We start from the raw sequence: 22,699 nt of genomic DNA, 5'->3' as shown, positions 1-22,699 counted from the left end.
TGACTATTTGGTGACCAGTTCAACCGGAGTTTCGATTACGCCATTAGCCGCGCCGTCGACCTTCTCACCCTTGAGGATTTTCAGCGCCGTTTCGATACCGAATACGGCCTGCCTGGCGGCAAACTGGTCTGCGGTAGCCAGCACACGACCATCGTTGAGCATTGGTTTGATGGCATTGATGTTGTCGTAACCCACCACTTGAACCTTGCCCGCCTTCCCTGCTGCGCGCACCGCCGACACAGCGCCGACTGCCATGCTGTCATTGCCGGCCAACAGTGCCTTGAGGTTCGGATACTCGCTCAGCATGGCGGCGGCGACGCGGTTGCCGGCGTTGATTTCCCAGTCACCGGATTGCAGAGAAACCACCTTGATCTGCGCAGCCTCCATCGCATCCTTGAAGCCTGCGGTACGCTGCTGAGCATTGGTGGTGGTGGAAACACCTTCGATGATGCCGACTTCGTCACCGGCCTTCAGCTGCCTGGCCAGGTACTCACCGACCAGGCGAGCACCCTTGCGGTTGTCCGGCCCTACGAAAGGTACGCTGATGTTTTTGCTTTTGAGCACACCGACATCCAGCTGGTTATCGATGTTGATGACCGTGATGCCGGCGTCGACCGCCTTCTTGATCACCGGCACCATCGCTTTCGAGTCGGCTGGCGCGATGATCAGTGCGTTGACCCTGGAAACGATCATCTGCTCGACGATGCGAATCTGGTTGGCAGTGTCCGTCTCGTCTTTGATCCCGTTGGAAATCAAATCGAAATCTGCGGAGTGCTCTTTCTGGTAGCTCTTGGCGCCGTCTTCCATGGTCAGGAAGAATTCGTTGGCCAGGGATTTCATGACCAGGGCGACTTTAGGTTTTTCAGGGGTGTCGGCGAAGGCCGGGGAAAGAGGCAGCGCGGCGGATGCGGCTGCGAGCACAGCGACAGCAAGAAGACGTCCAGCGAATGGCAGCTTCATGGGTTCACTCCGTTCTTATGATTATTGTGAGCAACGCTTGCACTGGATCACGCTTCGACAGCCGTTAAACGCAGCGGCACTGGATCGAGACAAGATTTCCAGGCTGATCATAAAAGATCACCTGGAAACACGCGCAAACGTTTGCCTGGATCGAACTATGCGAATCCGGCTGTCATTTGTCAACGGCCAGAACTTCCCGTTTCAAGAGCGCGTGCGCAGAGTTCGCTAACACCCCGAAGAAATCCTGGCCGACGCGTTGGCCTTGCCACTCTCTTCGTCATCCCCGCCCGACATGTGCCAGGCCCCATCGACATTTGCCGTAGCCTTTTTTTTCGGAGAGCCGAACGTAAAGCGTCCATATCGTCGGAAAGCCGGACGCAGGCCTGTACGAAAAATCAAATTCAAAATAAAAAATTGATAAATATCAACTACTTATATTAACAAGCCAATCAAAGTACATCTGGTACAGATCCTGCTCTCCTCCAGGACCCCACGGCATTCAGATCTGCCCGGGGCGTGTCTTGATAAACCCGCATCAGCACCTTCATTACAACAAGAGAAAAAATAATGAAATCTGCTTTCAATACCTTTGTTCCGGGCGCTTTGGCCCTCCTGTTGCTGCTCCCTACCGCACTGCAAGCAAAAGAAGTCGAAGCCAAACAAAAACTGGCTAACGTCGTAATTCTCGCGACCGGCGGGACAATCGCCGGGGCTGGTGCCAGTACCGCCAACAGCGCCACTTATCAAGCGGCCAAAGTGGGTGTCGATAAGTTGATTGCCGGTGTTCCCGAGCTGAGCCAATTGGCCAATGTGCGTGGCGAACAAGTCATGCAAATCGCGTCGGAAAGCATCACCAACGAAAACCTGCTGCAACTGGGTCGCCGTGTCGCTGAACTGGCCGACAGCAAAGACGTCGATGGCATCGTCATTACTCACGGTACCGACACGCTGGAGGAGACTGCATACTTCCTTAACCTGGTCGAGAAAACCGACAAGCCAATCATCGTCGTTGGCTCGATGCGCCCAGGCACCGCCATGTCTGCTGACGGCATGCTGAACCTGTACAACGCCGTCGCGGTTGCCAGCAGCAAAGATGCGCGCGGCAAGGGCGTGCTGGTTACCATGAACGATGAAATCCAGTCGGGCCGTGATGTCAGCAAGATGATCAACCTCAAGACCGAGGCCTTCAAAAGCGCCTGGGGTCCGCTGGGTATGGTGGTCGAAGGCAAATCCTATTGGTTCCGCCTGCCAGCCAAGCGTCACACCATGGATTCTGAATTCGACATCAAAACCATCAAGAGCCTGCCTGACGTCGAAATCGCCTACTCCTACGGCAATGTCAGCGGCACCGCCTACAAGGCCCTGGCTCAATCGGGCGCTAAAGCCATCATTCATGCCGGCACCGGTAATGGCTCGGTCTCTTCGAGCGTTGTTCCAACCTTGCAGGCACTGCGCAAGGATGGCGTACAGATCATTCGCTCTTCCCACGTAAATGCCGGGGGGTTTGTACTGCGCAACGCAGAGCAGCCTGATGACAAATACGACTGGGTCGTCGCCCATGACCTGAACCCGCAAAAAGCCCGCATCCTGACGATGGTCGCCCTGACCAAGACTCAGGACAGCAAAGATCTGCAGCGGATGTTCTGGGAATATTGATTCACATCGCCCGACCTGATCAGGTCGGGCATCTGTCGCACCACTCACCTTTAACGGTGAGTGGTTCTACCCCCACTTGCTGATCCCGCCCAGCACCGCTGCGCCCCCCCCTTTCTCGAAAAAATCAATCGACTTACACCAAACGGAATAAATCGCTGTCAGAGGGTTTTCTGGAATCTTAAGCAGTTGCGAAAAATCCTACAGTTAAATACTGTATGCACATACAGCTAAATAAGGATTGTTCCGTGGCCAATACCTCAGCAACAACTACATCTCCAGGCGCATACGAACGACTCGGTTTGCGCGTTCAGAAAATCATTAACTCCCCCACCGCACAAACAGCCAAAGCCGCATTGATCTTCCGTCTCCCGGACGAACCCGTGGATGAATGGGAGCGCCTGCTCGAAGAGATTGCCGAGAACGATAACGTCACCCTCGCCTATCGCGACGATGGCGGCGTGCACATTTTCTGGGTCGTGCCGAAGGAAGACTGAGTCAATGATTGTCCGTTTGCTGGCACCAGCAGTGGACATGAAAGCCTGCGGCTGAACCACTGCTCAAACGCAAAGGCCCCGGACAAACTGTCTCGAGGCCTTTTTTGTTTTCAGACTTGCCGGGATGACCGATCACTGAGCCGCGCTATGCTCAACCACCACTGACTCGACGTTGCGCTTTTTGGCTCGCTCCAGACTGGCTGTCAGTTGAACCTGCCTGGCTTCGGCTTCGGCTTTCGAACTGAAAGGGCCGACCAGAATCCGCTGTTTGCCGCCGACGGTGGTCACATAGCAAATGAAGCCGTGTTCGATCAACCAGCCGGTCAAATCGCTCACGGCCTGCAAGGTGTCCCCTCTAACCTCGACATCCCACTGGGGCGCTGCCGCAGCCGCCGGAGATTGTGCAGCTGAAGCCGCCGAAGACGGGGCCTTGTGCTCGACGCCGGTTCCTTCACCGCATCCTGCCAGCACCAACACCGCCATTACCATCGCCAGTTTACACACAGCCTTCCCCTCGAAAATTCAAGTCGACGATTTTACCACCCACGACCACCCCATGGCCGCGACAAACCTGCCCGAAAACAACGAGAATGATGTGTATAGGCCCTGTATAGTTACAGCTTGGAAATTAATACAGTGGCTACGCGTCTGAAAGAGGCACCTACAGTGGCACTTCGCAGTAATCTATACATACTACCGACATCTGCATTATCTGAATCAGGTGCCCTACAAAGCAATCAAGGAGAAGATCATGCTGATACTCACCCGCAAAGTCGGTGAAAGCATAAACATTGGTGACGATATTACGATCACCATTCTGGGCGTTAGTGGCCAACAGGTCAGGATTGGTATCAACGCTCCGAAAGACGTAGCCGTACATCGCGAAGAGATTTATCAGCGTATCCAGGCAGGACTGACTGCGCCGGACAAACGCGAGACTCCCTGAGCCTCATCAGTAGCCAGCCTCTCCTCTCACAGCGATGGCTGGCGAAAAACCCGAGCATGCTCTTGCCTGATCATTTTGCCTCGACCCTCCATCCCTCCTCCTTGGCAGCGGCGCATGTCCAGGCTGCCACAGCCACTGCAACCAACACAGACCAGAACCCGCACGCCAGGTACAGCAGCGCTGCACTGATGCAACCCACGGCAAACCCCAACAGATTCATTCCGATCGGCTTCAAGCGCTGAATGATCGCCGCTCTTTCAGCGGCATTGCGCTGAGCTATCAAAGCAAAGAGGTCGATGGCGAACTGAGTCACGTTCCCTGTCATGAGCGTGGTGGGCGGCGCTCCTTTCATGTGCTGACGGGAAACAGCATTTTGAATCGCCATGGCCGCGACGCCAGTCATGCCCGTCAACAATGCCGCGGCGCTGTCCCCATCGGGGAAAGGTCCCAGCCATAGGGCAAGCCCTCCAAACGCGGCCAGCAACAGCGTATGCGCAATGAGCAGAATGCGTAACGGCGCCCAGCCTCGGGCGTGAATGGCCACCGCCGCCAAATGGGACAACCCCCCACCAGGGCAAAAACCGGCAATGCCAACAACTTGGCCAGCGCCCCGGAAGTACCGTGCACGATACTGACCCCCAGCGTGACAAAGTTCCCGGTCACGTGCGCGGTAAACAATCCCTGCAACGCCAGAAACCCCAGCGTATCAACGAAGCCGCCGTTAAAACTCAGTGCCGGCGCGAGAAAGCGGCGAATGAACGACATGGCTTTTCCTTGTAGCGCAGCTTTCAATCAAATGTGCCAAGCCTGTTGGCCATCAACAGACGTGAGACCAGGATCCTGATTGAATCGCAGCACATATCCATGGGGTTCAAGCACCGGAAAACCCGGCTGCCCGCGAAGAAGGTTGCGATTTCTGTCGCAGCACTCTTCGACAGCCCTGCAAACTGCTAGCCGGACACCAGCCCACGAGCCATGCCGGTCGCCGCTACCACCATGAGAACAACCAGCAATGCCTCAATGTGGCTGATCCTGGCGAATAGCGTCGCACGCCGAACGTCAATCGTACGCCCTCGACTCAAGGCGATCCGCCATTTGATCAGGGCGACCATCGGAGCAGTCTCAAGCAGCAAAATAACGATGAACAACGTCATCTTGAGATGAAACAGCGGCTGGTGCAGGTAGTAGTCCGTGCCTTTTTCGTACCCGCCAAAGGCGCGAACCGCACCGGTAACCAAAAGAATCGCCGCCGAGATTCCCCAGCAGTTATCCGCAAACAATACATTCCGGACCTCAGTGGCGCTCACAGCGACACGACGCAAAGCCGCTCCGCGAGCGAGCACCGCCGCGAACCCCGTTGCAAATGCCAGAAGATGAATTGCCGCAAGGAACCAGTGCGCAAGCATCGACTTGACCTCCTATCCATGAAGAAAAGAATATCGGCCTGACAGTAGTAGCCCATAAAACACAGCGCTGCTTAAACCAGCTGCAACGCCTTAGCCATGTCTAATTCCCATTTTTGAAGCGGCAAACCGTCGATAAAAGCACCTTGCTTTACCCTCCCCTGCGTCGTGGCGAACGAGCACGATCCGAAAAGCCAACAATTCGTCACCTCGACTCGACAGTTTTCCATTGATATAGAGCCTTTGGCGATCAGTCCATTTACACTTCAATACCTGTCCAACCCCAAAGATCAAAGTCCATGTCTGAAGAGTTCGAAGTCCCCAGCCCCCATGAAGAACATCTGGAACACGTCACCAAAAACGCCCATGCCCACGGCGATAATTTCGCCAGCAAGATAGCGGTGATGACGGCGATCATGGCGACCATAGGTGCCTTGCTCAGCTATCAGGCGGGCTCCACGGAGAGCGAAGCGGCAATGGACAAGAACAACGCCGCCATCAAGAAAACCGAAGCCTCCAACCAGTGGAATTATTACCAGGCCAAATCCAGCCGGCAAAACCTGTCTGAATTGGCGATCCATATCCCTGGCGTCGATGCCGCACACTACACCGCCGAAGCGCAACGCTATAAAGATGAAAAAGAAGTGGTGCGCCAGAAAGCAGAAGCACTCGAGGCAGAGGCTCGCGAGTGGGATGAAAAGTCAGAATTGGCATTGCATCAGCACCACCGCTGGGCCCAGGCGATGACGGCAATTCAGATTGCCATTTCGCTGGCGGCGATTACCTTGCTGACGCGCAAGGAATGGCTGAAAAGGGTCGCCTATAGTGCGGCGGGAGCCAGTGTAGTGCTGGGTACTCTGGCCTGGTTACATATATAAACCGGATGAGCCCCCGATACGCCTGGTTCAAATATGAATTTCAACAGGCCAATGTGAGAGCCAGGCCCAACTGACCCTGGGCACCTTCGATCCGAAATAATGAATGGGCGGGCATTCGCTCGAATGAACCCGCCTGACCCACCCTCGCCTATTGCGCTGAACGCCTCAGCAGCCGCCTGTTCAGGTGACAATCAGTTGGTTATAAGCAACATCGAATGGCGTTATCGCCGGAACAACACCGATAACTCTACGTGACGCCAAAAAAATTCTTGTGCGCACCACATCAAGATTTTGATTTCGCTTCACCATGTCAGTGACCAGTGCTCGAGAAATGCAGTAGCGCCCGCAGCCAGGGCAGTCTCTTTCCTCGAACTCACCGACTGACAGAACCTCTTTGGCTACGCCCTTGCAGATCAAGCACCTCATTTTCGATCTCCATTTCGATGAGCAGTCAACTGTAGCCGATCCCCGGCGAGGTATCCCCATGCCCACAGAAAACAAAACCATCGACCAGCAGCGCATTAAGCGCATCATCGCCAACGAGTTCATCCAGGTGATCGCCAGTTTTTTCGCAACAAGACGGTCGCCGGCCCCCTTGGGGCTATGACGACGACATTCTGATCGTTCGGGATAGTGTGCGGCTTGGGCTCATTCGGAAACCGACCGAAGCTCAGGAGGCAGCATGCATCGCGCTTACATTAGCGGCTTGGTCCATCATCTTGCTTGAAATTGCTGTATTCCCCTGGCAATTCCATCCAGGCATCAAGGGCTGCAATCTGCCGCGCTACGGCAGCATCCCACTCGGGGCCTGTGGCTTTGTTCTCACTCATTATTTTGTGGATGACGATCGTAGCCTGCTCATATTCATGATGAACCTCTAATACTTTCGTCAAAAATTCTTCTCGCCGGTTCATAGAGATTCTCCCAAGACAGGTGAGAAGTATTGACCCGTAAACACTTGAGCACCAATCGGCAAGGAATCATCGTGCATCGATTTTTTTGTCAGCCCCCAAACTACCTGGCCAGGGAGTTCAGCAAGGCACGCGACGCGCCCCACGCCTGACTGGCGTCCTGAGTGGGGGGGTGAAAAAGTTTTGCAAACGCCAGACGCAAAAAAGGGCCAACCTCTCGGTTGACCCTTCTAGACCGCCCAGCAGAGCGGATTTTGTTTGGTAGGCGCGATTGGACTCGAACCAACGACCCCCACCATGTCAAGGTGGTGCTCTAACCAACTGAGCTACGTGCCTGCTGTGAGGCGGCATTCTACGGAATTCCGGAGGGGTGTCAACACCTTTTTTGCAGCTAAGCCTATGAATATGCGAATTTTTTATTTTCAGGGCCACAAAGAAGATTTTTCGTCGGCTGGTAGCCTATTTTTAACTCAGGTAGGATCGATGCACTCGTAAAAAATATAAAACAGAGGTTGCAGGATGGTGAACACCCCCTATCCGAAGTCCTATTACGCCGCATCGGCTAACGCGGTTGCGCCGCGCCCATCGCTACAGGATGAGGTAGAGACTGATGTCTGCGTGATCGGTGCAGGCTACACGGGCCTCTCCAGCGCGCTGTTTCTGCTGGAGAACGGTTTTCGGGTGACCGTCCTGGAAGCGGCCAAGGTCGGCTTCGGCGCCTCGGGCCGCAATGGCGGCCAAATCGTCAACAGCTACAGCCGCGACATCGACGTCATCGAGCGCAGCGTCGGCCCCAAGCAGGCACAGTTGCTCGGCCAGATGGCGTTCGAGGGCGGCAAGATCATCCGCGAGCGCGTGGCCAGGTACCAGATCCAGTGCGATCTGAAGGACGGCGGCGTATTTGCCGCAATCACCAGCAAACAGATGGGCCACCTGGAGTCGCAGAAGCGCCTTTGGGAGCGTTTCGGCCACACTCAACTGGAGCTGCTGGATCAGCGCCGCATCCGCGAGGTGGTGGCCTGCGATCAATACGTGGGCGGCATGCTCGACATGAGCGGCGGACATATGCACCCGCTCAACCTCGCCCTTGGCGAAGCCGCTGCAGTGGAGTCGCTGGGCGGAACCATTTATGAGCAATCGCCCGCCATACGCATCGAGCGCGGCGCCAATCCGGTCGTGCACTCGCCGCAAGGCAAAGTCAGGGCCAGGTTCATTATCGTCGCCGGTAACGCCTATCTGGGCAATCTGGTTCCGGAACTGGCAGCCAAGTCGATGCCCTGCGGCACCCAGGTCATCACCACTGAACCCTTGAGCGATGAATTGGCGAAAAGCCTGCTGCCGCAGGACTACTGTGTCGAAGACTGCAACTACCTGCTCGACTACTACCGTCTTTCGGGTGACAAGCGCCTGATCTTCGGCGGCGGTGTGGTCTATGGCGCGAGAGATCCAGCGAATATCGAAGCGATCATTCGACCGAAGATGCTCAAGGCCTTCCCGCAGCTCAAGGACGTGAAGATTGATTACGCGTGGACCGGCAACTTCCTGCTGACTTTGTCGCGACTTCCGCAAGTCGGACGCCTGGGTGACAACATCTATTACTCGCAGGGCTGTAGCGGCCATGGCGTGACCTACACCCATCTGGCGGGCAAAGTCCTGGCTGAGGCTCTGCGAGGCCAGGCAGAGCGCTTTGACGCCTTTGCCGACCTGCCGCACTACCCTTTCCCTGGCGGGCAAATGCTGCGCACCCCATTCGCCGCATTAGGCGCCTGGTACTACGGCCTGCGGGATAAATACGACTTGTGATTTACACGAACACAAAAAAAACAAAACCCCACCAGTCAGCGTAATGCCGTTCAGTTAAGGCGACGACGCGATCCGTAGCAGCTGGCGAAGCCTGCGTTCGGCTGCGCAGCAGTCGCAAACCATGCAACCACGGTCAACCTGTAACACCACAGTGCCTGATTTTACGACCGCTGCGCAGCCGAACGCAGCCTTCGGCAGCTGCTACGGGGAATGTGCGGAGCCAGAAATTCCTTAACTGAACAGCATTGCGCCAGTCAGCGGGGTGTTGTTTTATTCAATTCGAGAAAACTTCTGGAACCAGAAGCAAAAGAAAGCCAAATCCCGGATACAAAAAACCCCGGTCTTTCGACCAGGGTCTTTGCTATCAACCAGAAGCAGCCATCGGCTTTCTTCGTAGCTTCAAGGCGTTCAGTGGGCCTTGAGGCAGATATGGCGCAGCGGACGGGACTCGAACCCGCGACCCCCGGCGTGACAGGCCGGTATTCTAACCGACTGAACTACCGCTGCGTATCGCTTGGACTTGCGTCCATTTGAACCTTTGAAATCATCTGACTGGAAAGCTCTAGGCTTTTCAATCTCAAACCGGGAAAACCCGATCTGGAAAATATGGCGCAGCGGACGGGACTCGAACCCGCGACCCCCGGCGTGACAGGCCGGTATTCTAACCGACTGAACTACCGCTGCGCGTCGGTGGAGGCTTTTAAAAGCTTCCATCTTTCTTTCGAAAGACTCTCAAGAAGTGGTGGGTGATGACGGGATCGAACCGCCGACCCTCTGCTTGTAAGGCAGATGCTCTCCCAGCTGAGCTAATCACCCTTTGCTTCGTTGAGGCCGCGAAATTTACGCAGATACCGAAGCTAAGTCAATACCCCGCTTGAAGTTTTTCTGAAAAAGACAAAATAAGTTTATCTTTCCCGGACAGCCTTCCATTCGAACAGCTCGATCGCGCAAGCCGCATCGCGAGCAAGCTGCGCTCCTACCGATAAATCATTTTCTTGGTCATGCCACCATCGACCACAAACTCCTGGCCCGTGACAAAACCCGCATTCTTCGACAGCAGCCAGGCCACCATCGCCGCCACGTCCTCAACCGTCCCTACCCTGCCCGCCGGGTGCTGAGCATGATCAGCGTCCGTCAGCGGCTCGGCCCGGCGCACAGCCGGGTCTCGGGCATCGATCCAGCCAGGACTGACCGCATTGACCCGAATCTCCGGACCCAGACTGATCGCCAGCGCATGCGTCAGCGCCAGCAGCCCGCCCTTGCTCGCCGCATAGGCCTCGGTATCCGGCTCCGATTGCCCGGCGCGAGTCGAGGCCAGATTGACGATGGCACCCGCGTGAGCGCGCAGATAAGGCGCGCAGTGCTTGGCCAGCAGCATCGGCCCACTGAGGTTCACCGCCAGAACACGATTCCAGTAAGCCAAATCAAGACTTTCCAGCGTGATATTGCGCGGTTCGGCCACCGCCGCATTGCAAACCAGCGCATCAAGGCGCCCGAACTGACCAAGCACCTCGGCAACGCCCAAGGCGACTTGCTGCTCATCCGCCACATCCATGGTGATAAACCAGGCGCTTTCACCGAGAACCTTGGCGACCCTGGAGCCACGCACGCGGTCAAGATCAGTCAGCACCACCTGCCAGCCTTCGCTGATCAGCCAGGCCGCAATCCCCAGACCGATGCCACGCGCCGCGCCGGTAACCAGCGCGACACGACCATTGGTGCTACTCGCCCCCATGGACAAATCGATCACAAGGCAGCCAACCCGCGCGCCAGATCCACTTGCAAGTCAGCGACATCTTCCAGACCGACCGCAACGCGGATCAGGCTGTCTCGAATCCCGGCAGCCTCACGCTCTTGCGGCGCCAAACGGCCGTGAGAGGTGGTGCTCGGATGAGTGATGGTGGTTTTGCTGTCGCCCAGGTTCGCGGTGATCGAAATCAGTCGGGTTGCATCGATGAAACGCCAGGCCCCCTCTTTGCCACCCTTGACCTCGAAACTCACCACCGCACCGAAGCCACGCTGCTGACGCCGGGCCAACTCATGCTGCGGATGGCTCTTGAGGCCGGCGTAATGTACCTTCTCGATCCCGTCCTGCTGCTCCAGCCACTCGGCCAGAACCTGAGCGCTGGCACAGTGAGCGCGCATACGCAGGTTCAACGTTTCCAGGCCCTTGAGGAAAATCCAGGCATTGAATGGACTCAGGGTCGGCCCGGCAGTACGCAGGAAACCAACCACTTCTTTCATCTGCTCGCTGCGACCGGCAACTACGCCCCCCATGCAACGGCCCTGGCCATCAATGAACTTGGTGGCCGAATGCACCACCACGTCCGCACCCAGCTTCAACGGCTGTTGCAGCGCCGGCGTACAGAAGCAGTTGTCGACGACCAGCATCGCACCCTTGGCATGGGCAATCCCGGACAATGCCGCGATATCCACCAATTCGGCCAGCGGGTTGGACGGTGATTCAACAAAGAGCAATTTGGTATTGGCCTTGATTGCCGCATCCCAACCGGACAAGTCCGCCAGGGGCACGTAATCGACTTCGATACCAAAGCGCTTGAAATACTTTTCGAACAGACTGATGGTCGAGCCGAACACACTGCGCGACACCAGCACATGATCACCGGCGCTGCACAGGCTCATGACCACCGCCAGGATCGCCGCCATGCCGGTTGCCGTGGCAACCGCTTGCTCGGCACCCTCCAACGCTGCGATACGCTCTTCGAACGACCGCACCGTAGGGTTGGTGTAACGCGAGTAGACGTTGCCCGGCACTTCACCGGCGAACCGCGCAGCCGCATCGGCGGCCGTGCGGAACACGTAACTGGAGGTGAAGAACATCGGATCACCGTGCTCACCTTCCGGCGTACGGTGCTGACCGGCGCGCACGGCCAGGGTATCGAAAGCTACGCCATCGAGGTCGCTGTCCAGCCGACCGGCATCCCAATCCTGACTCATGCTGCCTACTCCTTAGTCTTGTATTCCAAATCAGTTGTTGTACAGGTCGATGATCGCGCTGACGGCCTGAGTCTTGACTTTGGAGGCATCGTTACGCGCCTGCTCGATCTTGTTCAGGTAGGTCTCGTCGATATCGCCAGTGACGTACTTGCCGTCGAACACCGCGCAGTCAAAGCTCTCGATCTTGACCTTGCCACCGCCAACCGCTTCGATCAGGTCCGGCAGGTCCTGATAGACCAGCCAATCGGCGCCGATCAGATCGGCAACGTCCTGGGTGGTACGATTGTGTGCGATCAGCTCGTGGGCGCTCGGCATGTCGATACCGTAGACGTTCGGGTAGCGAACAGCCGGTGCCGCCGAGCAGAAGTAGACATTCTTCGCACCCGCTTCACGGGCCATCTGAATGATCTGCTTGCAGGTGGTGCCGCGAACGATGGAGTCGTCCACCAGCATCACGTTCTTGCCGCGGAATTCCAGTTCGATGGCGTTGAGCTTCTGGCGTACGGATTTTTTCCGTGCAGCCTGGCCCGGCATGATGAAGGTCCGGCCGATGTAGCGGTTCTTCACGAAACCTTCGCGGAACTTCACGCCCAGGTGGTTAGCCAGCTCCAGTGCAGCCGTACGGCTGGTGTCCGGAATCGGGATAACCACGTCGATATCGTGCTGTGGACGCTCACGCAGGATCTTGTCCGCAAGCTTCTCACCCATGCGCAGGCGAGCCTTGTAGACCGAAACGCCGTCGATGATCGAGTCCGGACGCGCCAGGTAGACATGTTCGAAGATGCAAGGTGTGAGCTTCGGATTGGTCGCGCACTGACGGGTGTGCAGCTTGCCGTCTTCAGTGATGTAGACCGCTTCGCCCGGTGCCAGGTCGCGAATCAGGGTGAAACCAAGCACGTCCAGGGAAACGCTTTCCGAGGCGATCATGTACTCGACGCCTTCATCGGTATGACGCTGACCGAAGACGATCGGACGAATGCCGTGCGGGTCACGGAAACCGACGATGCCATAACCGGTGATCATCGCAACCACGGCATAACCACCCACGCAGCGATTGTGCACGTCGGTTACGGCGGCGAAAACGTCTTCTTCGGTTGGCTGCAACTTGCCGCGCTGGGCCAGCTCGTGAGCGAACACGTTGAGCAGGACTTCCGAATCGGAGTTGGTGTTGACATGGCGCAGGTCAGATTCGTAAATCTCCTTGGCCAGTTGTTCAACGTTGGTCAGGTTACCGTTGTGCGCCAGGGTAATGCCGTAAGGCGAGTTGACGTAAAACGGTTGAGCTTCGGCCGAGGTCGAGCTGCCCGCGGTCGGGTAACGCACATGGCCAATGCCCATGTGACCGACCAGGCGCTGCATATGCCGTTGATGGAACACATCACGGACCAGGCCATTGTCCTTGCGCAGGAATAACCGGCCGTCATGACTGGTCACGATACCGGCAGCGTCCTGGCCGCGGTGCTGGAGGACGGTTAGCGCGTCATACAGCGCCTGATTGACGTTCGACTTACCGACGATACCGACGATGCCACACATGCGACGCAACCCCTACTTAATGAATCTGAACTGAACACATCTCACTGAGGCGTTTTGGCCGTCGGCAAGAGGTATTCCTTGAACGGTACTTCAGCGGGTACGCTGATACCGCTGGCAAGCCACTGACTGCTCCACCCCAGGATCAGGTTTTTGGACCAGTCTGCGACCAATAGAAATTTTGGCACGAGTCGTGACTCCTGCCACCACGAATCCTGCTGTACCGGGCCCAGGCTCAACAGCCCGACCGCCACGACCACCAGCAACGCGCCACGCGCGGCACCGAAGGCCGTGCCGAGAAACCGGTCGGTCCCGGACAGGCCGGTGACACGAACCAGCTCGCTGATAAGATAATTGATCATGGCGCCTACCAGTAAGGTGGCGACAAACATGATGGCACAACCCGCGATCACGCGAGCCGAAGGTGTTTCGATGTATCCGGCGAGGTACTGGGACAATGAGCCACCGAACATCCAGGCTACGATTCCTGCGATGATCCAGGTGAGCAGCGATAGTGCTTCTTTGACGAAGCCGCGACTCAAACTGATCAAAGCGGAGATGGCGATGATTGCAACGATCGCCCAGTCAACCCAGGTAAATAGCACAGTGCAGCCTACAGACGGATAAGGCGGCGCATTTTAGCAGAGCGCATGCCTGTCGGTAAGCTGCGATTGTCAGTGCATTTCAAATCAATGAGATAGCGTCAGCCGATAACACGACCTGCGTAGCCGCTGGCGAAGGTTGCGTCCAGCTGCTCAGCAGTCGCAATACCAGGCATCTCGGTCATTCAGGCAAGCCGGACTTATGACTGCTGCGCAGCCGGACGCAGGCTGCGCCAGCTGCTACGAGCAACGTGGCTTCAGCCGCGCTCAGGCTGGAAACGCACCACAAACCCCTTGAGGTTCTGCTGACGACCCAGCAAGTCGCGCAGACGATCGGCTTCAGCGCGCTCGATCAGCGGCCCGACGAACACCCGGTTCTTGCCATCTGCAGAACGGATATAGGCGTTGTAACCCTGGCTGCGCAGGGACTTCTGCAAGCTCTCGGCACTTTCCCGACTGGACAGGCTGGCCAATTGAACCGACCAGCTGACTGACAGACCATTGGCATCGACGCGACTTTGGCTCACATCGGGCTTGCTCGGCGCCGGTGCAACAGGCTGGGCTGCTGCAGGTTTTGGTGCCGGCGCGGGAGCTACAGGCTTGCTGGCTACGACCGGCGCCGGGACTGGAGTCATCGGCGCGACCGGCTTGGCCGGCACCGCCTGATCAGCGATCTCGTCATCACTGGGAACCGGCTCTTGCGGCAGGCTTTGCGGTTCAGGCACGACCACTGGCTCAACCTGCACTTGCTGCACCGCAGGCGCTTGAGGCTTGGCCGGGGCGTCAACGGTTATCTGACGCTGCTCATCCTGACGGGAAAACAGCATCGGCAAGAAGATTACCGCCAACGCCACCAGGACCAGTGCTCCGACCATGCGCTGCTTGTAAACGTTATCCAGCAAAGCCATTTGCAGCCTCCTCCGTGGAGCGCCGGGCTAACCATTGGAGCGCCTCGGCAACACAATAAAATGATCCAAACAACAGAATTTCATCCTCGGCCGCCGCTTGGGCACACTGCCCTTCCAGCGCGGCAGCGACACTTTCGTAGGACGTCACCGACGCACCAAGGTTCTGCAAGGCCGCCTGCAGATCTTCGACCGGGCGACTGCGCGCAGAATCCAGCGGGGCAACAGCCCACTGCTGGACACTACCACTCAACTGCGCAAGAACTCCATCGAGGTCCTTGTCAGCCAGCAAACCAAACACCGCCAGACGCCTGCCTGCCAGAGGGCGGCGAGCCAGGCGATGGGCCAGATACTCCGCTGCATGCGGGTTGTGTCCCACATCCAGCAGCACATTCAGACGCTTGCCGTGCCAATCAAACTGACGCCGATCGAGGCGCCCGACCACCTGAGTGGCTTTCAGCGCCTCGACAATTTGCTCCGCCTGCCAGGGCAAACCGAGCAACAGGTAAGCCTGCAACGCCAGCGCCGCGTTTTCCATCGGCAGATCGAGCAGAGGCAAATCATGCAACTCGACAACACCACCTTGCGCATCCAGGCCACGCCACTGCCAGTTATGCTCGGTGATACCCAGATCGAAATCGCGACCACGCAGGAAAAACGGGCAACTCAGCTCGCGCGCTTTGTCCAGCAAGGGTTGAGGAGGATTGAGATCGCCGCAGAGCGCAGGCGCGCCTTGGCGGAATATGCCGGCCTTTTCGAAAGCCACCGACTCACGGGTATTACCCAACCAGTCAGCGTGATCGACGCCGATGCTGGTGACCAGTGCCAGGTCGGCATCGATCAGATTGACCGCATCCAGACGACCACCCAGACCGACTTCCAGCACCACGGCATCGAGACCGGCACGCTGGAACAGCCAGAACGCTGCCAGGGTGCCCATCTCGAAATAAGTCAGGGAGATTTCGCGGCGACCGGACTCGACCGCCACGAAGGCCTCGCACAGTTCAGCGTCAGTGGCTTCGACGCCATTGACCTGCACCCGCTCGTTGTAGCGCAGCAGATGCGGCGAATTGTAGACGCCGACCTTGAGTCCCTGCGCTCGCAGCAAGGAAGCCACGAACGCACAGGTAGAACCTTTGCCGTTGGTACCCGTTACCGTGATCACCCGAGGCGCCGGCTTGCCCAGCCCCATCCGGGACGCTACCTCTTGCGAGCGCTCCAGCCCCATGTCGATGGCCGACGGATGTAATTGCTCAAGGTAGGCGAGCCAGTCGCCAAGGGTACGTTCGATCATAGGTTTGCAGGCACCGGAGGGATCGCGATCGACTCGACCGGGGCGGCAATGAATACCGGCGTCGGCAGGCCCATCATTTGCGCCAGCAAGTTACCCAGACGCGGGCGCAGTTCCTGACGAGCAATGATCATGTCGATGGCGCCGTGCTCCAGCAGGAACTCACTGCGCTGGAAGCCTTCCGGCAGTTTTTCACGCACGGTCTGCTCGATCACACGCGGACCGGCGAAGCCGATCAGGGCCTTGGGCTCAGCGACGATGACGTCACCGAGCATCGCCAGACTGGCGGAAACCCCACCATAGACCGGGTCGGTAAGAACGGAGATGAACGGAAGACCTTCTTCACGCAGACGCGCCAGAACCGCCGAGGTCTTGGCCATTTGCATCAGAGAAATCAGCGCTTCCTGCATCCGCGCACCGCCGGAAGCAGCAAAGCAGATCATCGGGCAGCGGTTTTCCAGCGCGTAGTTGGCGGCACGAACAAAACGCTCACCAACGATGGCGCCCATCGAGCCACCCATGAAGGAGAACTCGAACGCCGAGACCACCACAGGCATACCCAGCAGAGTACCGCTCATGGAGATCAGCGCGTCTTTCTCGCCGGTCTGCTTCTGGGCCGCGGTCAGACGATCCTTGTACTTTTTGCCGTCGCGAAATTTCAGACGATCCACTGGCTCCAGGTCAGCACCCAGTTCGGCACGACCTTCAGCATCGAGGAAGATATTGATACGAGCGCGAGCGTCAATACGCATGTGGTGGTTGCACTTGGGGCAAACATCCAGGGTCTTTTCCAGCTCCGGACGATACAGCACGGCGTCGCAGGACGGGCATTTGTGCCACAAACCTTCAGGCACCGAACTTTTCTTCACCTCGGAACGCATGATCGAAGGGATCAGTTTGTCTACTAACCAGTTGCTCATGCTTTCTTTCTCCAGTACCGGCGACCCGAACATTTGACGTTCGCAGCCCCGCGCATGCCCTTGAGCTAAATTCATGTGTGCGGCGATGATCCGTTGGTTACCGCGGTCAGCGCGAGGCTTGACCTGCGTGTAACCGAACAAATCCTCAGCCATCCCGGCAGCCGCTCCAGAGCGGCTGCCACTTTAATTTCGGCCCGTCCAGGGACGGTGCCAAGCCTGTTGTGTACAGTGGTGTTATGGACGGCGGCAGACTGCCAGCCGTCACATCGGCTAGCTGCTGCTACGTACGGCCTGAATAAACGCACGAATCTTTGCGTGATCCTTGATGCCTTTGCTCTGCTCCACCCCGCCACTGACGTCCACCGCATACGGATGGACCCGGGCAATGGCCTCAGCCACATTCGTCGCCGACAGACCTCCGGCGAGGATGATCGGCTTGCTCAGGCCCTGCGGCACCAACGACCAGTCGAACGCTTCTCCGGTACCTCCAGGAACGCCTTCGACATAGGTATCCAGCAATATCCCGCTGGCACCCGCATAAGCCTCGCACCTGGCAGCGATGTCATCGCCGGCCTTGACCCGCAGCGCCTTGATGTAGGGCCGGTGATAACCCTCGCAATCGGACGGCGTTTCGTCGCCATGAAACTGCAGCAGGTCCAGCGGCACGGCATCGAGAATCTCGCCCAGCTCGCAACGACTGGCATTGACGAACAAACCGACAGTGGTCACGAATGGCGGCAACGCCGCAATGATCGCCCGCGCCTGCTGCACACTCACCGCCCGAGGGCTTTTGGCGTAAAACACAAAACCAATCGCATCCGCCCCGGCGTCGACGGCTGCCAAGGCGTCTTCTATGCGGGTAATCCCGCAAATCTTGCTGCGAACGGCTGACATGTCGTTTGAACCTCAGGGCTGATCCGAGAAAGTCCCGGATGGTAACAAATGCTTTTCCGGGCGTCAGCCGTCAAGTTCCGAGAAGCCGGTCAGGAAATGCGGGCCAATGAAACGCTCGGGCAATTGGAACTCGTCGTGGTACTCAACCTGTACCAGATACAGCCCGTACGGATGGGCGGTCACGCCACCGGTTCGACGAATACGGCTTTCGAGCACTTCCCTGGCCCACTCCACCGGCCGCTCACCGGCGCCGATGGTCATCAGCACCCCAGCGATATTACGCACCATATGATGCAGAAATGAACCGGCACGGATATCCAGCACGATCATCTTGCCGTGCTGGGTCACACGCAGATGATGGAGCTTCTTGATCGGTGACTTGGCCTGGCACTGACCGGCGCGAAACGCACTGAAATCGTGAGTCCCGACCAGATGCTCGGCGGCTTCGGCCATACGCTGTACATCCAGCGGGCGATGGTTCCAGGTAATTTCCTGATTCAAATGCGCCGGGCGAATCTGATCGTTGTAAATCACATAACGGTAGCGCCGGGCAATCGCCTTGAAGCGTGCATGGAAATCGGCAGGCATGACCTTGGCCCAGCTCACGCTGATATCGTGGGGCAGATTGATGTTGGCCCCCATGACCCAGGCCTTCATCGAGCGTTCGGCCTGGGTATCGAAATGCACTACTTGCCCGCAGGCATGCACGCCGGCGTCGGTACGGCCGGCACACATCAGCGATACCGGAGAGTCGGCGACTTTGGACAAGGCATTTTCAAGGGTTTCCTGCACCGTCAAAACGCCGGAAGCCTGACGCTGCCAGCCGCAATAACGCGAACCTTTGTATTCAACACCCAAAGCGATTCTGGAAAAGCCTGCGGCCGCCATTTCGGCGGCCGCGTTATCTATATTTGCCAAGGACTTACAGCCTGCTGATTTACGCAAAGGTGTCCATTATAAGGCCGCGAGACCGAGACGCCATGTTCACGCCGTTTTTAGTTTCAGACTTCAACTTTTTGATCGCCACCTCACGCAACGATTGCATCCTGCCCAACGACATCGCTATATATATTTATATACAACGAAGATCAAAAACCCCCCTTACCGAGACCTGATCGATGACCGCCATAAACAAAGAAGCCGTTGGCCTGGCCTATAGCCTGGAAGGCATGCGCCACGCCAAACGCAAGACCTGGGAAGCCATCGAAGAGATGGCCAGACGCATCAAGCCCGGCATGCTTGAATCCGAAGCCAAAGCGCTGGGCCTGGAGGTTTTGCAAGAACTGGGCATGGACCGCATCTGGCATCCACTGCTGATCCGTTTCGGCGAAAACACTTTAAAAACATTCAAACAGCGCTCCGAAGGCGATCCGGCACTGGGTGACAACGATATTTTCTTTATCGACCTGGGCGTGGTCTGGGATCAGCATGAGGGGGACTGCGGCGCAACCTTCACCACCGGCAACGATCCAGAGATGCACGCTTGCGCCACGGCTGCCAAAACCCTGTTTGATCAGGTTCACGACTATTGGCGAACCCATCAGGTAGCCGGGCCTGAGTTGTATCGCTACGCCGAGGCGCAGGCAACGGCCATGGGATGGGTACTGAACCTGGACATCAAAGGCCATCGCGTCAGTGATTTCCCCCACGCCATCTATCGCGCCGGGGATCTGGGAAATTTCGAAGCCTGCCCCGATGTTGGCCTGTGGATTCTGGAAATCCAGATCGCCCACCCTACTCGTCCGTTTGGGGCATTTTATGAGGATTTGCTGGCCTGACTCGCACACTGGCATGGGGTATTAGAGGTCTAGCGACCACAGAAACAACAACGGCAGCCTCAATGGCTGCCGTTGTCGTTAAAGCGGGTGCGATGTATCAGGCCAAACGTGCCAGCATTTCCTTGGCTTCGCTTTTCTGGCCGTCATCACCCTCAGTGATCACTTCACTGAGGATATCCCGTGCACCATCGCTGTCGCCCATGTCGATGTAAGCCTGAGCCAGGTCCAGCTTGGTAGCGACCTCATCGGTACCCGAGAGGAAATCGAACTCAGGCTCGTCAGTGTCGATCGCTGCGTCCTCGACCGTGAAGCTTGGCCCGGCGAACGACTCTGCGATAGGCGGCTGCTTCAGACTTTGCGATAGACGATCCAGCTCGGCGTTGACGTGATCAAGCTCCACAGCGAACGCATCCGGCTCGGTGTGCGCATCGAGCTCATCGGACAGAGACAGATCGAAATCAGCCGGCAGCTCCAGATCATCGATCGGCGCCGTGGTAACCGTCGGCACTTCAGTTACCGGCAGGTCTTTCAGGTCATCGTCAAGGCTCAACAGGAACTCGTCATCGGCCAGCGCGTCGGCTGACATGTCACCGCCCAGATCAAGATCGAAATCCGACAGATCGTCCAGGCTCTCCTTCGCTTCGGCCTGCTGCTGCAACACCGATTCGAAGCTCAAATCATCATCCAGCGGAAAGGCTTCAAGCTCAGGCTCAGGCACGACCACCGCAGGAGAAGCCGCTTCCAGATCATCCAGACTCAGATCAAAGGCGGTATCAAACTCATCATCCATTGCGGCCGGGGCTGGCGCCTCAGGCTCATCAAGCAGCAGATCCTTGACGTATTGTGCGTCCAGCGCAGCAGCCACCGCCGCCGCGCCGATACCTGCGACGGCCGCCACTGCAACCATCGACGGGAAACGGCTTTTCAGCTGTTCGACTTCAGCATGATTCTTGCCATTGGCGACCAACTGACGCTCTTGAGCGACAAACGCGTCACGATCGCCCTGTGCGCCATAGACTTCCATCAGTTTCAAGCGCAAGTCACTGCGCTGCGGTTCCTGCTTGATGGCCACTTCCAGAATCTCGGCAGCCTGATTCAAGGCACCGCGATCGATGTGCGATTGCGCTTGCGCCAGAACGTCGTCCGAACGCTCAGCCGCTGGCGCTACCAACGGTGCGGCAATGGGCGCTACAACTACAACGGGCGCGATCGGAGCTGGAGCGAGCTTGACGCTCGGCGGTGGAACTTCAAGACCTTCGAAGCTGCTTTCCGGCAGGTCCAGATCGCTGGAAAACTCAGCTTCCTCTGACAAGGCACGGGCCATGCGCATATGCTTTTCGGCCTCTTGCTGAGCTTTGCGACGACGCGCCAACAGCAGCAGCAACAGCAGAACCACCACCGCACCGCCACCAATCAGCCCCAACAAGACTGGATTGGTCAGCAGATCATTGTATTTCGACTCTTGCGCGGCCGGGGTCGCCGCTTGAATCGGCGTCTCGGCAGGTACCGCTGCAGGTTTGGCAGCGTCAGGCGCCGGTACTGGCGCCGCGTCTGCCGGTGGCGTCACCGCAGCCTGAGAATGTGCGACCAACTCGGCCGGCATCGCCACCGAAGGCTTGGCAGCGTCCGCGCCTTCGGCTTGCATCTTGGCCAACTGATTGTTCTTCAGCTCGATCAAGCGCTGGAGTTTGTCCAGCTGGCTTTGCAGATCCGTCATGCGACTTTTCAATTCGGCATTGTCGCGCCGGGTCGAATCGAGGCTTTCCTGAGTGACGGCGAGCTTGTTGCTCAGCGCTTTGCTGTCGCCAGCCGCGCCTTTGCCACGCGCTTTGCCGGAATCCGCAGAAACCAGACTCAAATTATCTTTGGCTGCTGTTTGCGACGGCGCGGTATCGCCACGCACACGCTTGGTGGCGTCCAGCTGCTGCGGGCGCGAGGCCAGGCGGCGGCCCTGGCGCCAGGCAGTATTCTGCGCGGCGACTTCGGCAACAGCCTTAGGCTGCGGCAGGCTGGTAATTTGCTCAGGGGCCGGCAAACGCAATACCTGACCGGCTTTCAACCGATTGATATTGCCGTCGATAAAGGCATCCGGGTTCAATGCCTGAATCGCCAGCATGGTCTGCTGGACCGAACCGCCGTTACGAGCCTTCGCGGCAATCTCCCAAAGGGTGTCGCGCCGCGTAGTGGTGTATTGCGCAGGCTTGCCTGCCCCGGTGAGCGGAGCGGTGACCGCAGCAGCTGGAGCTGGCGCGGACTGAGCAGCGGCTTCAGCAGTTTGCGGGGAGAACTTCGAAGGATCCAGCAACACGCTGTAATCACGCAGCAGACGGCCGCTAGGCCACATCACCTGCACCAGAAACTTGACCATCGGCTCGGACAGCGGCTTGCTCGAAGTCACGCGCAAAACGCTTTTGCCACTGGCATTGAGTACCGTGGTGAAGGTCAGGTCATTGAGGAATGCCTGACGGTCGACACCAGCCTTGGCGAACTCTTCCGATGACGCCAGGCTCGGCACTACTTCGGCAGCGGTGAGGTCCTTGACATCAAGCAGTTCGATTTCTGCCACCAGCGGCTGGTTCGGAGTCGACTTCAGGGTCAACTCGCCGAGTCCAAGGGCCTGCGCCATACCGGAGGACAGCGCCGAGGCGGCCGCAATTGCTAACACCAGTTTGCGAACTTGAACCATTGCCTCATCCTTTGTTTGAACACTCCTCGGCTAGCGAGAAGGTGTAGTAGCCGCTGCCGTAAGGCATTGCGTGCAGTGATG

At 57.7% G+C, this 22,699-nt stretch carries 21 protein-coding genes, 4 tRNA genes and 1 pseudogene; 7 read left to right on the top strand and 19 right to left on the bottom strand.

Annotation, left to right across the window (positions count from 1 at the left end):
• Positions 1–3: 3 nt before the first annotated feature.
• Positions 4–960: a sugar ABC transporter substrate-binding protein gene (locus AC07UI_RS23210; RefSeq protein WP_494994706.1), complete on the bottom strand. Its 957-nt coding sequence runs from the start codon at positions 958–960 to the stop codon at positions 4–6.
• A 567-nt stretch (positions 961–1,527) separates the two neighbouring features.
• Here AC07UI_RS23210 and AC07UI_RS23205 point away from each other — a divergent pair.
• Both AC07UI_RS23205 and AC07UI_RS23200 read left to right on the top strand, forming a co-directional pair.
• The gene (locus AC07UI_RS23205; protein WP_494994705.1) at positions 1,528–2,616 is read left to right on the top strand and encodes an asparaginase; all 1,089 of its coding nucleotides are present in this window, start codon (positions 1,528–1,530) and stop codon (positions 2,614–2,616) included.
• 215 nt (positions 2,617–2,831) lie between these two features.
• Positions 2,832–3,110, top strand: a complete 279-nt coding sequence (locus AC07UI_RS23200; RefSeq protein WP_494994704.1) for a DUF1654 domain-containing protein — start codon at positions 2,832–2,834, stop codon at positions 3,108–3,110.
• A 132-nt stretch (positions 3,111–3,242) separates the two neighbouring features.
• On the opposite strand, the gene AC07UI_RS23195 is transcribed toward AC07UI_RS23200, so the two are convergent.
• Positions 3,243–3,614, bottom strand: coding sequence for an SPOR domain-containing protein (locus tag AC07UI_RS23195; RefSeq protein ID WP_494994703.1), 372 nt, complete (start codon positions 3,612–3,614; stop codon positions 3,243–3,245).
• Between the two features lie 247 nt (positions 3,615–3,861).
• Between AC07UI_RS23195 and csrA the strand changes: the two genes are divergently transcribed.
• Positions 3,862–4,056 carry a carbon storage regulator CsrA gene (csrA, locus tag AC07UI_RS23190; RefSeq protein ID WP_007920550.1) on the top strand — a complete coding sequence of 65 codons (195 nt, stop codon included), beginning with the start codon at positions 3,862–3,864 and terminating at the stop codon, positions 4,054–4,056.
• A 70-nt stretch (positions 4,057–4,126) separates the two neighbouring features.
• Here csrA and AC07UI_RS23185 read toward each other — a convergent pair.
• Both AC07UI_RS23185 and AC07UI_RS23180 read right to left on the bottom strand, forming a co-directional pair.
• Positions 4,127–4,821 (bottom strand): annotated as a pseudogene (locus AC07UI_RS23185) (YoaK family protein).
• Positions 4,822–5,006: 185 nt separating this feature from the next.
• Positions 5,007–5,462 (bottom strand): DUF2214 family protein, encoded by a 456-nt coding sequence (locus tag AC07UI_RS23180; protein ID WP_494994702.1) that lies wholly within the window; start codon positions 5,460–5,462, stop codon positions 5,007–5,009.
• 296 nt (positions 5,463–5,758) lie between these two features.
• Here AC07UI_RS23180 and AC07UI_RS23175 point away from each other — a divergent pair, with 296 nt between their 5' ends.
• Positions 5,759–6,337, top strand: a complete 579-nt coding sequence (locus AC07UI_RS23175) for a DUF4337 domain-containing protein (RefSeq protein ID WP_494994701.1) — start codon at positions 5,759–5,761, stop codon at positions 6,335–6,337.
• A 484-nt stretch (positions 6,338–6,821) separates the two neighbouring features.
• On the top strand, positions 6,822–6,944 hold the full coding sequence (locus AC07UI_RS23170) for a hypothetical protein (protein ID WP_494994700.1): 123 nt from the start codon (positions 6,822–6,824) through the stop codon (positions 6,942–6,944).
• Between the two features lie 91 nt (positions 6,945–7,035).
• Here AC07UI_RS23170 and AC07UI_RS23165 read toward each other — a convergent pair whose 3' ends face one another.
• Positions 7,036–7,251, bottom strand: coding sequence for a hypothetical protein (locus AC07UI_RS23165; protein WP_494994699.1), 216 nt, complete (start codon positions 7,249–7,251; stop codon positions 7,036–7,038).
• 256 nt (positions 7,252–7,507) lie between these two features.
• A tRNA-Val gene (locus AC07UI_RS23160) sits at positions 7,508–7,584 on the bottom strand.
• A 183-nt stretch (positions 7,585–7,767) separates the two neighbouring features.
• On the opposite strand from AC07UI_RS23160, the gene AC07UI_RS23155 reads away from it, so the two are divergent.
• The gene (locus AC07UI_RS23155) at positions 7,768–9,051 is read left to right on the top strand and encodes an NAD(P)/FAD-dependent oxidoreductase (RefSeq protein ID WP_494994698.1); all 1,284 of its coding nucleotides are present in this window, start codon (positions 7,768–7,770) and stop codon (positions 9,049–9,051) included.
• A 430-nt stretch (positions 9,052–9,481) separates the two neighbouring features.
• Here AC07UI_RS23155 and AC07UI_RS23150 read toward each other — a convergent pair.
• The 12 genes from AC07UI_RS23150 to truA form a co-directional block, all read right to left on the bottom strand.
• A tRNA-Asp gene (locus AC07UI_RS23150) sits at positions 9,482–9,558 on the bottom strand.
• A 100-nt stretch (positions 9,559–9,658) separates the two neighbouring features.
• Positions 9,659–9,735: transfer RNA gene (locus tag AC07UI_RS23145), tRNA-Asp, on the bottom strand.
• Between the two features lie 56 nt (positions 9,736–9,791).
• Positions 9,792–9,867, bottom strand: a tRNA-Val gene (locus tag AC07UI_RS23140).
• Between the two features lie 160 nt (positions 9,868–10,027).
• Positions 10,028–10,786 (bottom strand): SDR family oxidoreductase, encoded by a 759-nt coding sequence (locus tag AC07UI_RS23135; RefSeq protein ID WP_494994840.1) that lies wholly within the window; start codon positions 10,784–10,786, stop codon positions 10,028–10,030.
• 11 nt (positions 10,787–10,797) lie between these two features.
• Positions 10,798–12,009 carry an O-succinylhomoserine sulfhydrylase gene (locus AC07UI_RS23130; protein WP_494994697.1) on the bottom strand — a complete coding sequence of 404 codons (1,212 nt, stop codon included), beginning with the start codon at positions 12,007–12,009 and terminating at the stop codon, positions 10,798–10,800.
• 30 nt (positions 12,010–12,039) lie between these two features.
• A complete protein-coding gene (gene purF, locus AC07UI_RS23125; RefSeq protein ID WP_494994696.1) occupies positions 12,040–13,545 on the bottom strand; it encodes an amidophosphoribosyltransferase in 1,506 nt (501 codons plus the stop codon).
• Positions 13,546–13,586: 41 nt separating this feature from the next.
• Positions 13,587–14,147: a CvpA family protein gene (locus tag AC07UI_RS23120; protein ID WP_494994695.1), complete on the bottom strand. Its 561-nt coding sequence runs from the start codon at positions 14,145–14,147 to the stop codon at positions 13,587–13,589.
• A gap of 254 nt (positions 14,148–14,401) precedes the next feature.
• The gene (locus AC07UI_RS23115; RefSeq protein WP_494994694.1) at positions 14,402–15,052 is read right to left on the bottom strand and encodes an SPOR domain-containing protein; all 651 of its coding nucleotides are present in this window, start codon (positions 15,050–15,052) and stop codon (positions 14,402–14,404) included.
• Positions 15,036–16,343, bottom strand: a complete 1,308-nt coding sequence (folC, locus tag AC07UI_RS23110; protein WP_494994693.1) for a bifunctional tetrahydrofolate synthase/dihydrofolate synthase — start codon at positions 16,341–16,343, stop codon at positions 15,036–15,038. Before folC ends, AC07UI_RS23115 begins: the two co-directional genes overlap by 17 nt.
• Positions 16,340–17,260 carry an acetyl-CoA carboxylase, carboxyltransferase subunit beta gene (gene accD, locus AC07UI_RS23105; protein ID WP_494994692.1) on the bottom strand — a complete coding sequence of 307 codons (921 nt, stop codon included), beginning with the start codon at positions 17,258–17,260 and terminating at the stop codon, positions 16,340–16,342. The genes folC and accD overlap by 4 nt, the downstream gene beginning before the upstream one ends.
• Before the next feature lie 270 nt (positions 17,261–17,530).
• The gene (locus AC07UI_RS23100; RefSeq protein WP_494994691.1) at positions 17,531–18,154 is read right to left on the bottom strand and encodes a phosphoribosylanthranilate isomerase; all 624 of its coding nucleotides are present in this window, start codon (positions 18,152–18,154) and stop codon (positions 17,531–17,533) included.
• Positions 18,155–18,217: 63 nt separating this feature from the next.
• Entirely contained in the window at positions 18,218–19,042 is an 825-nt protein-coding gene (gene truA, locus AC07UI_RS23095; RefSeq protein ID WP_494994839.1) for a tRNA pseudouridine(38-40) synthase TruA, read from the bottom strand.
• A gap of 230 nt (positions 19,043–19,272) precedes the next feature.
• On the opposite strand from truA, the gene AC07UI_RS23090 reads away from it, so the two are divergent.
• Entirely contained in the window at positions 19,273–19,932 is a 660-nt protein-coding gene (locus AC07UI_RS23090; protein WP_494994690.1) for a M24 family metallopeptidase, read from the top strand.
• A gap of 97 nt (positions 19,933–20,029) precedes the next feature.
• Here AC07UI_RS23090 and AC07UI_RS23085 read toward each other — a convergent pair whose 3' ends face one another.
• Positions 20,030–22,618, bottom strand: a complete 2,589-nt coding sequence (locus tag AC07UI_RS23085; protein ID WP_494994689.1) for a FimV/HubP family polar landmark protein — start codon at positions 22,616–22,618, stop codon at positions 20,030–20,032.
• Between the last annotated feature and the right edge of the window lie 81 nt (positions 22,619–22,699).

The sequence above is a fragment of the Pseudomonas sp. GW821-FHT04C07 genome, assembly GCF_059420325.1.
Note: the sequence above shows the minus strand (reverse complement) of the source record. Positions and strands in the feature narration are given on the sequence as shown.

Bases quoted from the DNA above. Each gene is read 5' to 3' on its own strand.
- AC07UI_RS23210 (WP_494994706.1), bottom strand. From the start codon at position 960: ATGAAGCTGCCATTCGCTGGACGTCTTCTTGCTGTCGCTGTGCTCGCA.
- AC07UI_RS23130 (WP_494994697.1), bottom strand. From the start codon at position 12,009: ATGAGTCAGGATTGGGATGCCGGTCGGCTGGACAGCGACCTCGATGGC.
- AC07UI_RS23175 (WP_494994701.1), top strand. From the start codon at position 5,759: ATGTCTGAAGAGTTCGAAGTCCCCAGCCCCCATGAAGAACATCTGGAA.
- accD (WP_494994692.1), bottom strand. From the start codon at position 17,260: ATGAGCAACTGGTTAGTAGACAAACTGATCCCTTCGATCATGCGTTCC.
- AC07UI_RS23155 (WP_494994698.1), top strand. From the start codon at position 7,768: ATGGTGAACACCCCCTATCCGAAGTCCTATTACGCCGCATCGGCTAAC.
- AC07UI_RS23100 (WP_494994691.1), bottom strand. From the start codon at position 18,154: ATGTCAGCCGTTCGCAGCAAGATTTGCGGGATTACCCGCATAGAAGAC.
- AC07UI_RS23090 (WP_494994690.1), top strand. From the start codon at position 19,273: ATGACCGCCATAAACAAAGAAGCCGTTGGCCTGGCCTATAGCCTGGAA.
- AC07UI_RS23135 (WP_494994840.1), bottom strand. From the start codon at position 10,786: ATGGGGGCGAGTAGCACCAATGGTCGTGTCGCGCTGGTTACCGGCGCG.
- AC07UI_RS23200 (WP_494994704.1), top strand. From the start codon at position 2,832: ATGCACATACAGCTAAATAAGGATTGTTCCGTGGCCAATACCTCAGCA.
- AC07UI_RS23165 (WP_494994699.1), bottom strand. From the start codon at position 7,251: ATGAACCGGCGAGAAGAATTTTTGACGAAAGTATTAGAGGTTCATCAT.
- truA (WP_494994839.1), bottom strand. From the start codon at position 19,042: ATGGCGGCCGCAGGCTTTTCCAGAATCGCTTTGGGTGTTGAATACAAA.
- AC07UI_RS23085 (WP_494994689.1), bottom strand. From the start codon at position 22,618: ATGGTTCAAGTTCGCAAACTGGTGTTAGCAATTGCGGCCGCCTCGGCG.
- csrA (WP_007920550.1), top strand. From the start codon at position 3,862: ATGCTGATACTCACCCGCAAAGTCGGTGAAAGCATAAACATTGGTGAC.
- purF (WP_494994696.1), bottom strand. From the start codon at position 13,545: ATGTGTGGCATCGTCGGTATCGTCGGTAAGTCGAACGTCAATCAGGCG.
- AC07UI_RS23205 (WP_494994705.1), top strand. From the start codon at position 1,528: ATGAAATCTGCTTTCAATACCTTTGTTCCGGGCGCTTTGGCCCTCCTG.
- AC07UI_RS23180 (WP_494994702.1), bottom strand. From the start codon at position 5,462: ATGCTTGCGCACTGGTTCCTTGCGGCAATTCATCTTCTGGCATTTGCA.
- AC07UI_RS23170 (WP_494994700.1), top strand. From the start codon at position 6,822: ATGCCCACAGAAAACAAAACCATCGACCAGCAGCGCATTAAGCGCATC.
- AC07UI_RS23115 (WP_494994694.1), bottom strand. From the start codon at position 15,052: ATGGCTTTGCTGGATAACGTTTACAAGCAGCGCATGGTCGGAGCACTG.
- folC (WP_494994693.1), bottom strand. From the start codon at position 16,343: ATGATCGAACGTACCCTTGGCGACTGGCTCGCCTACCTTGAGCAATTA.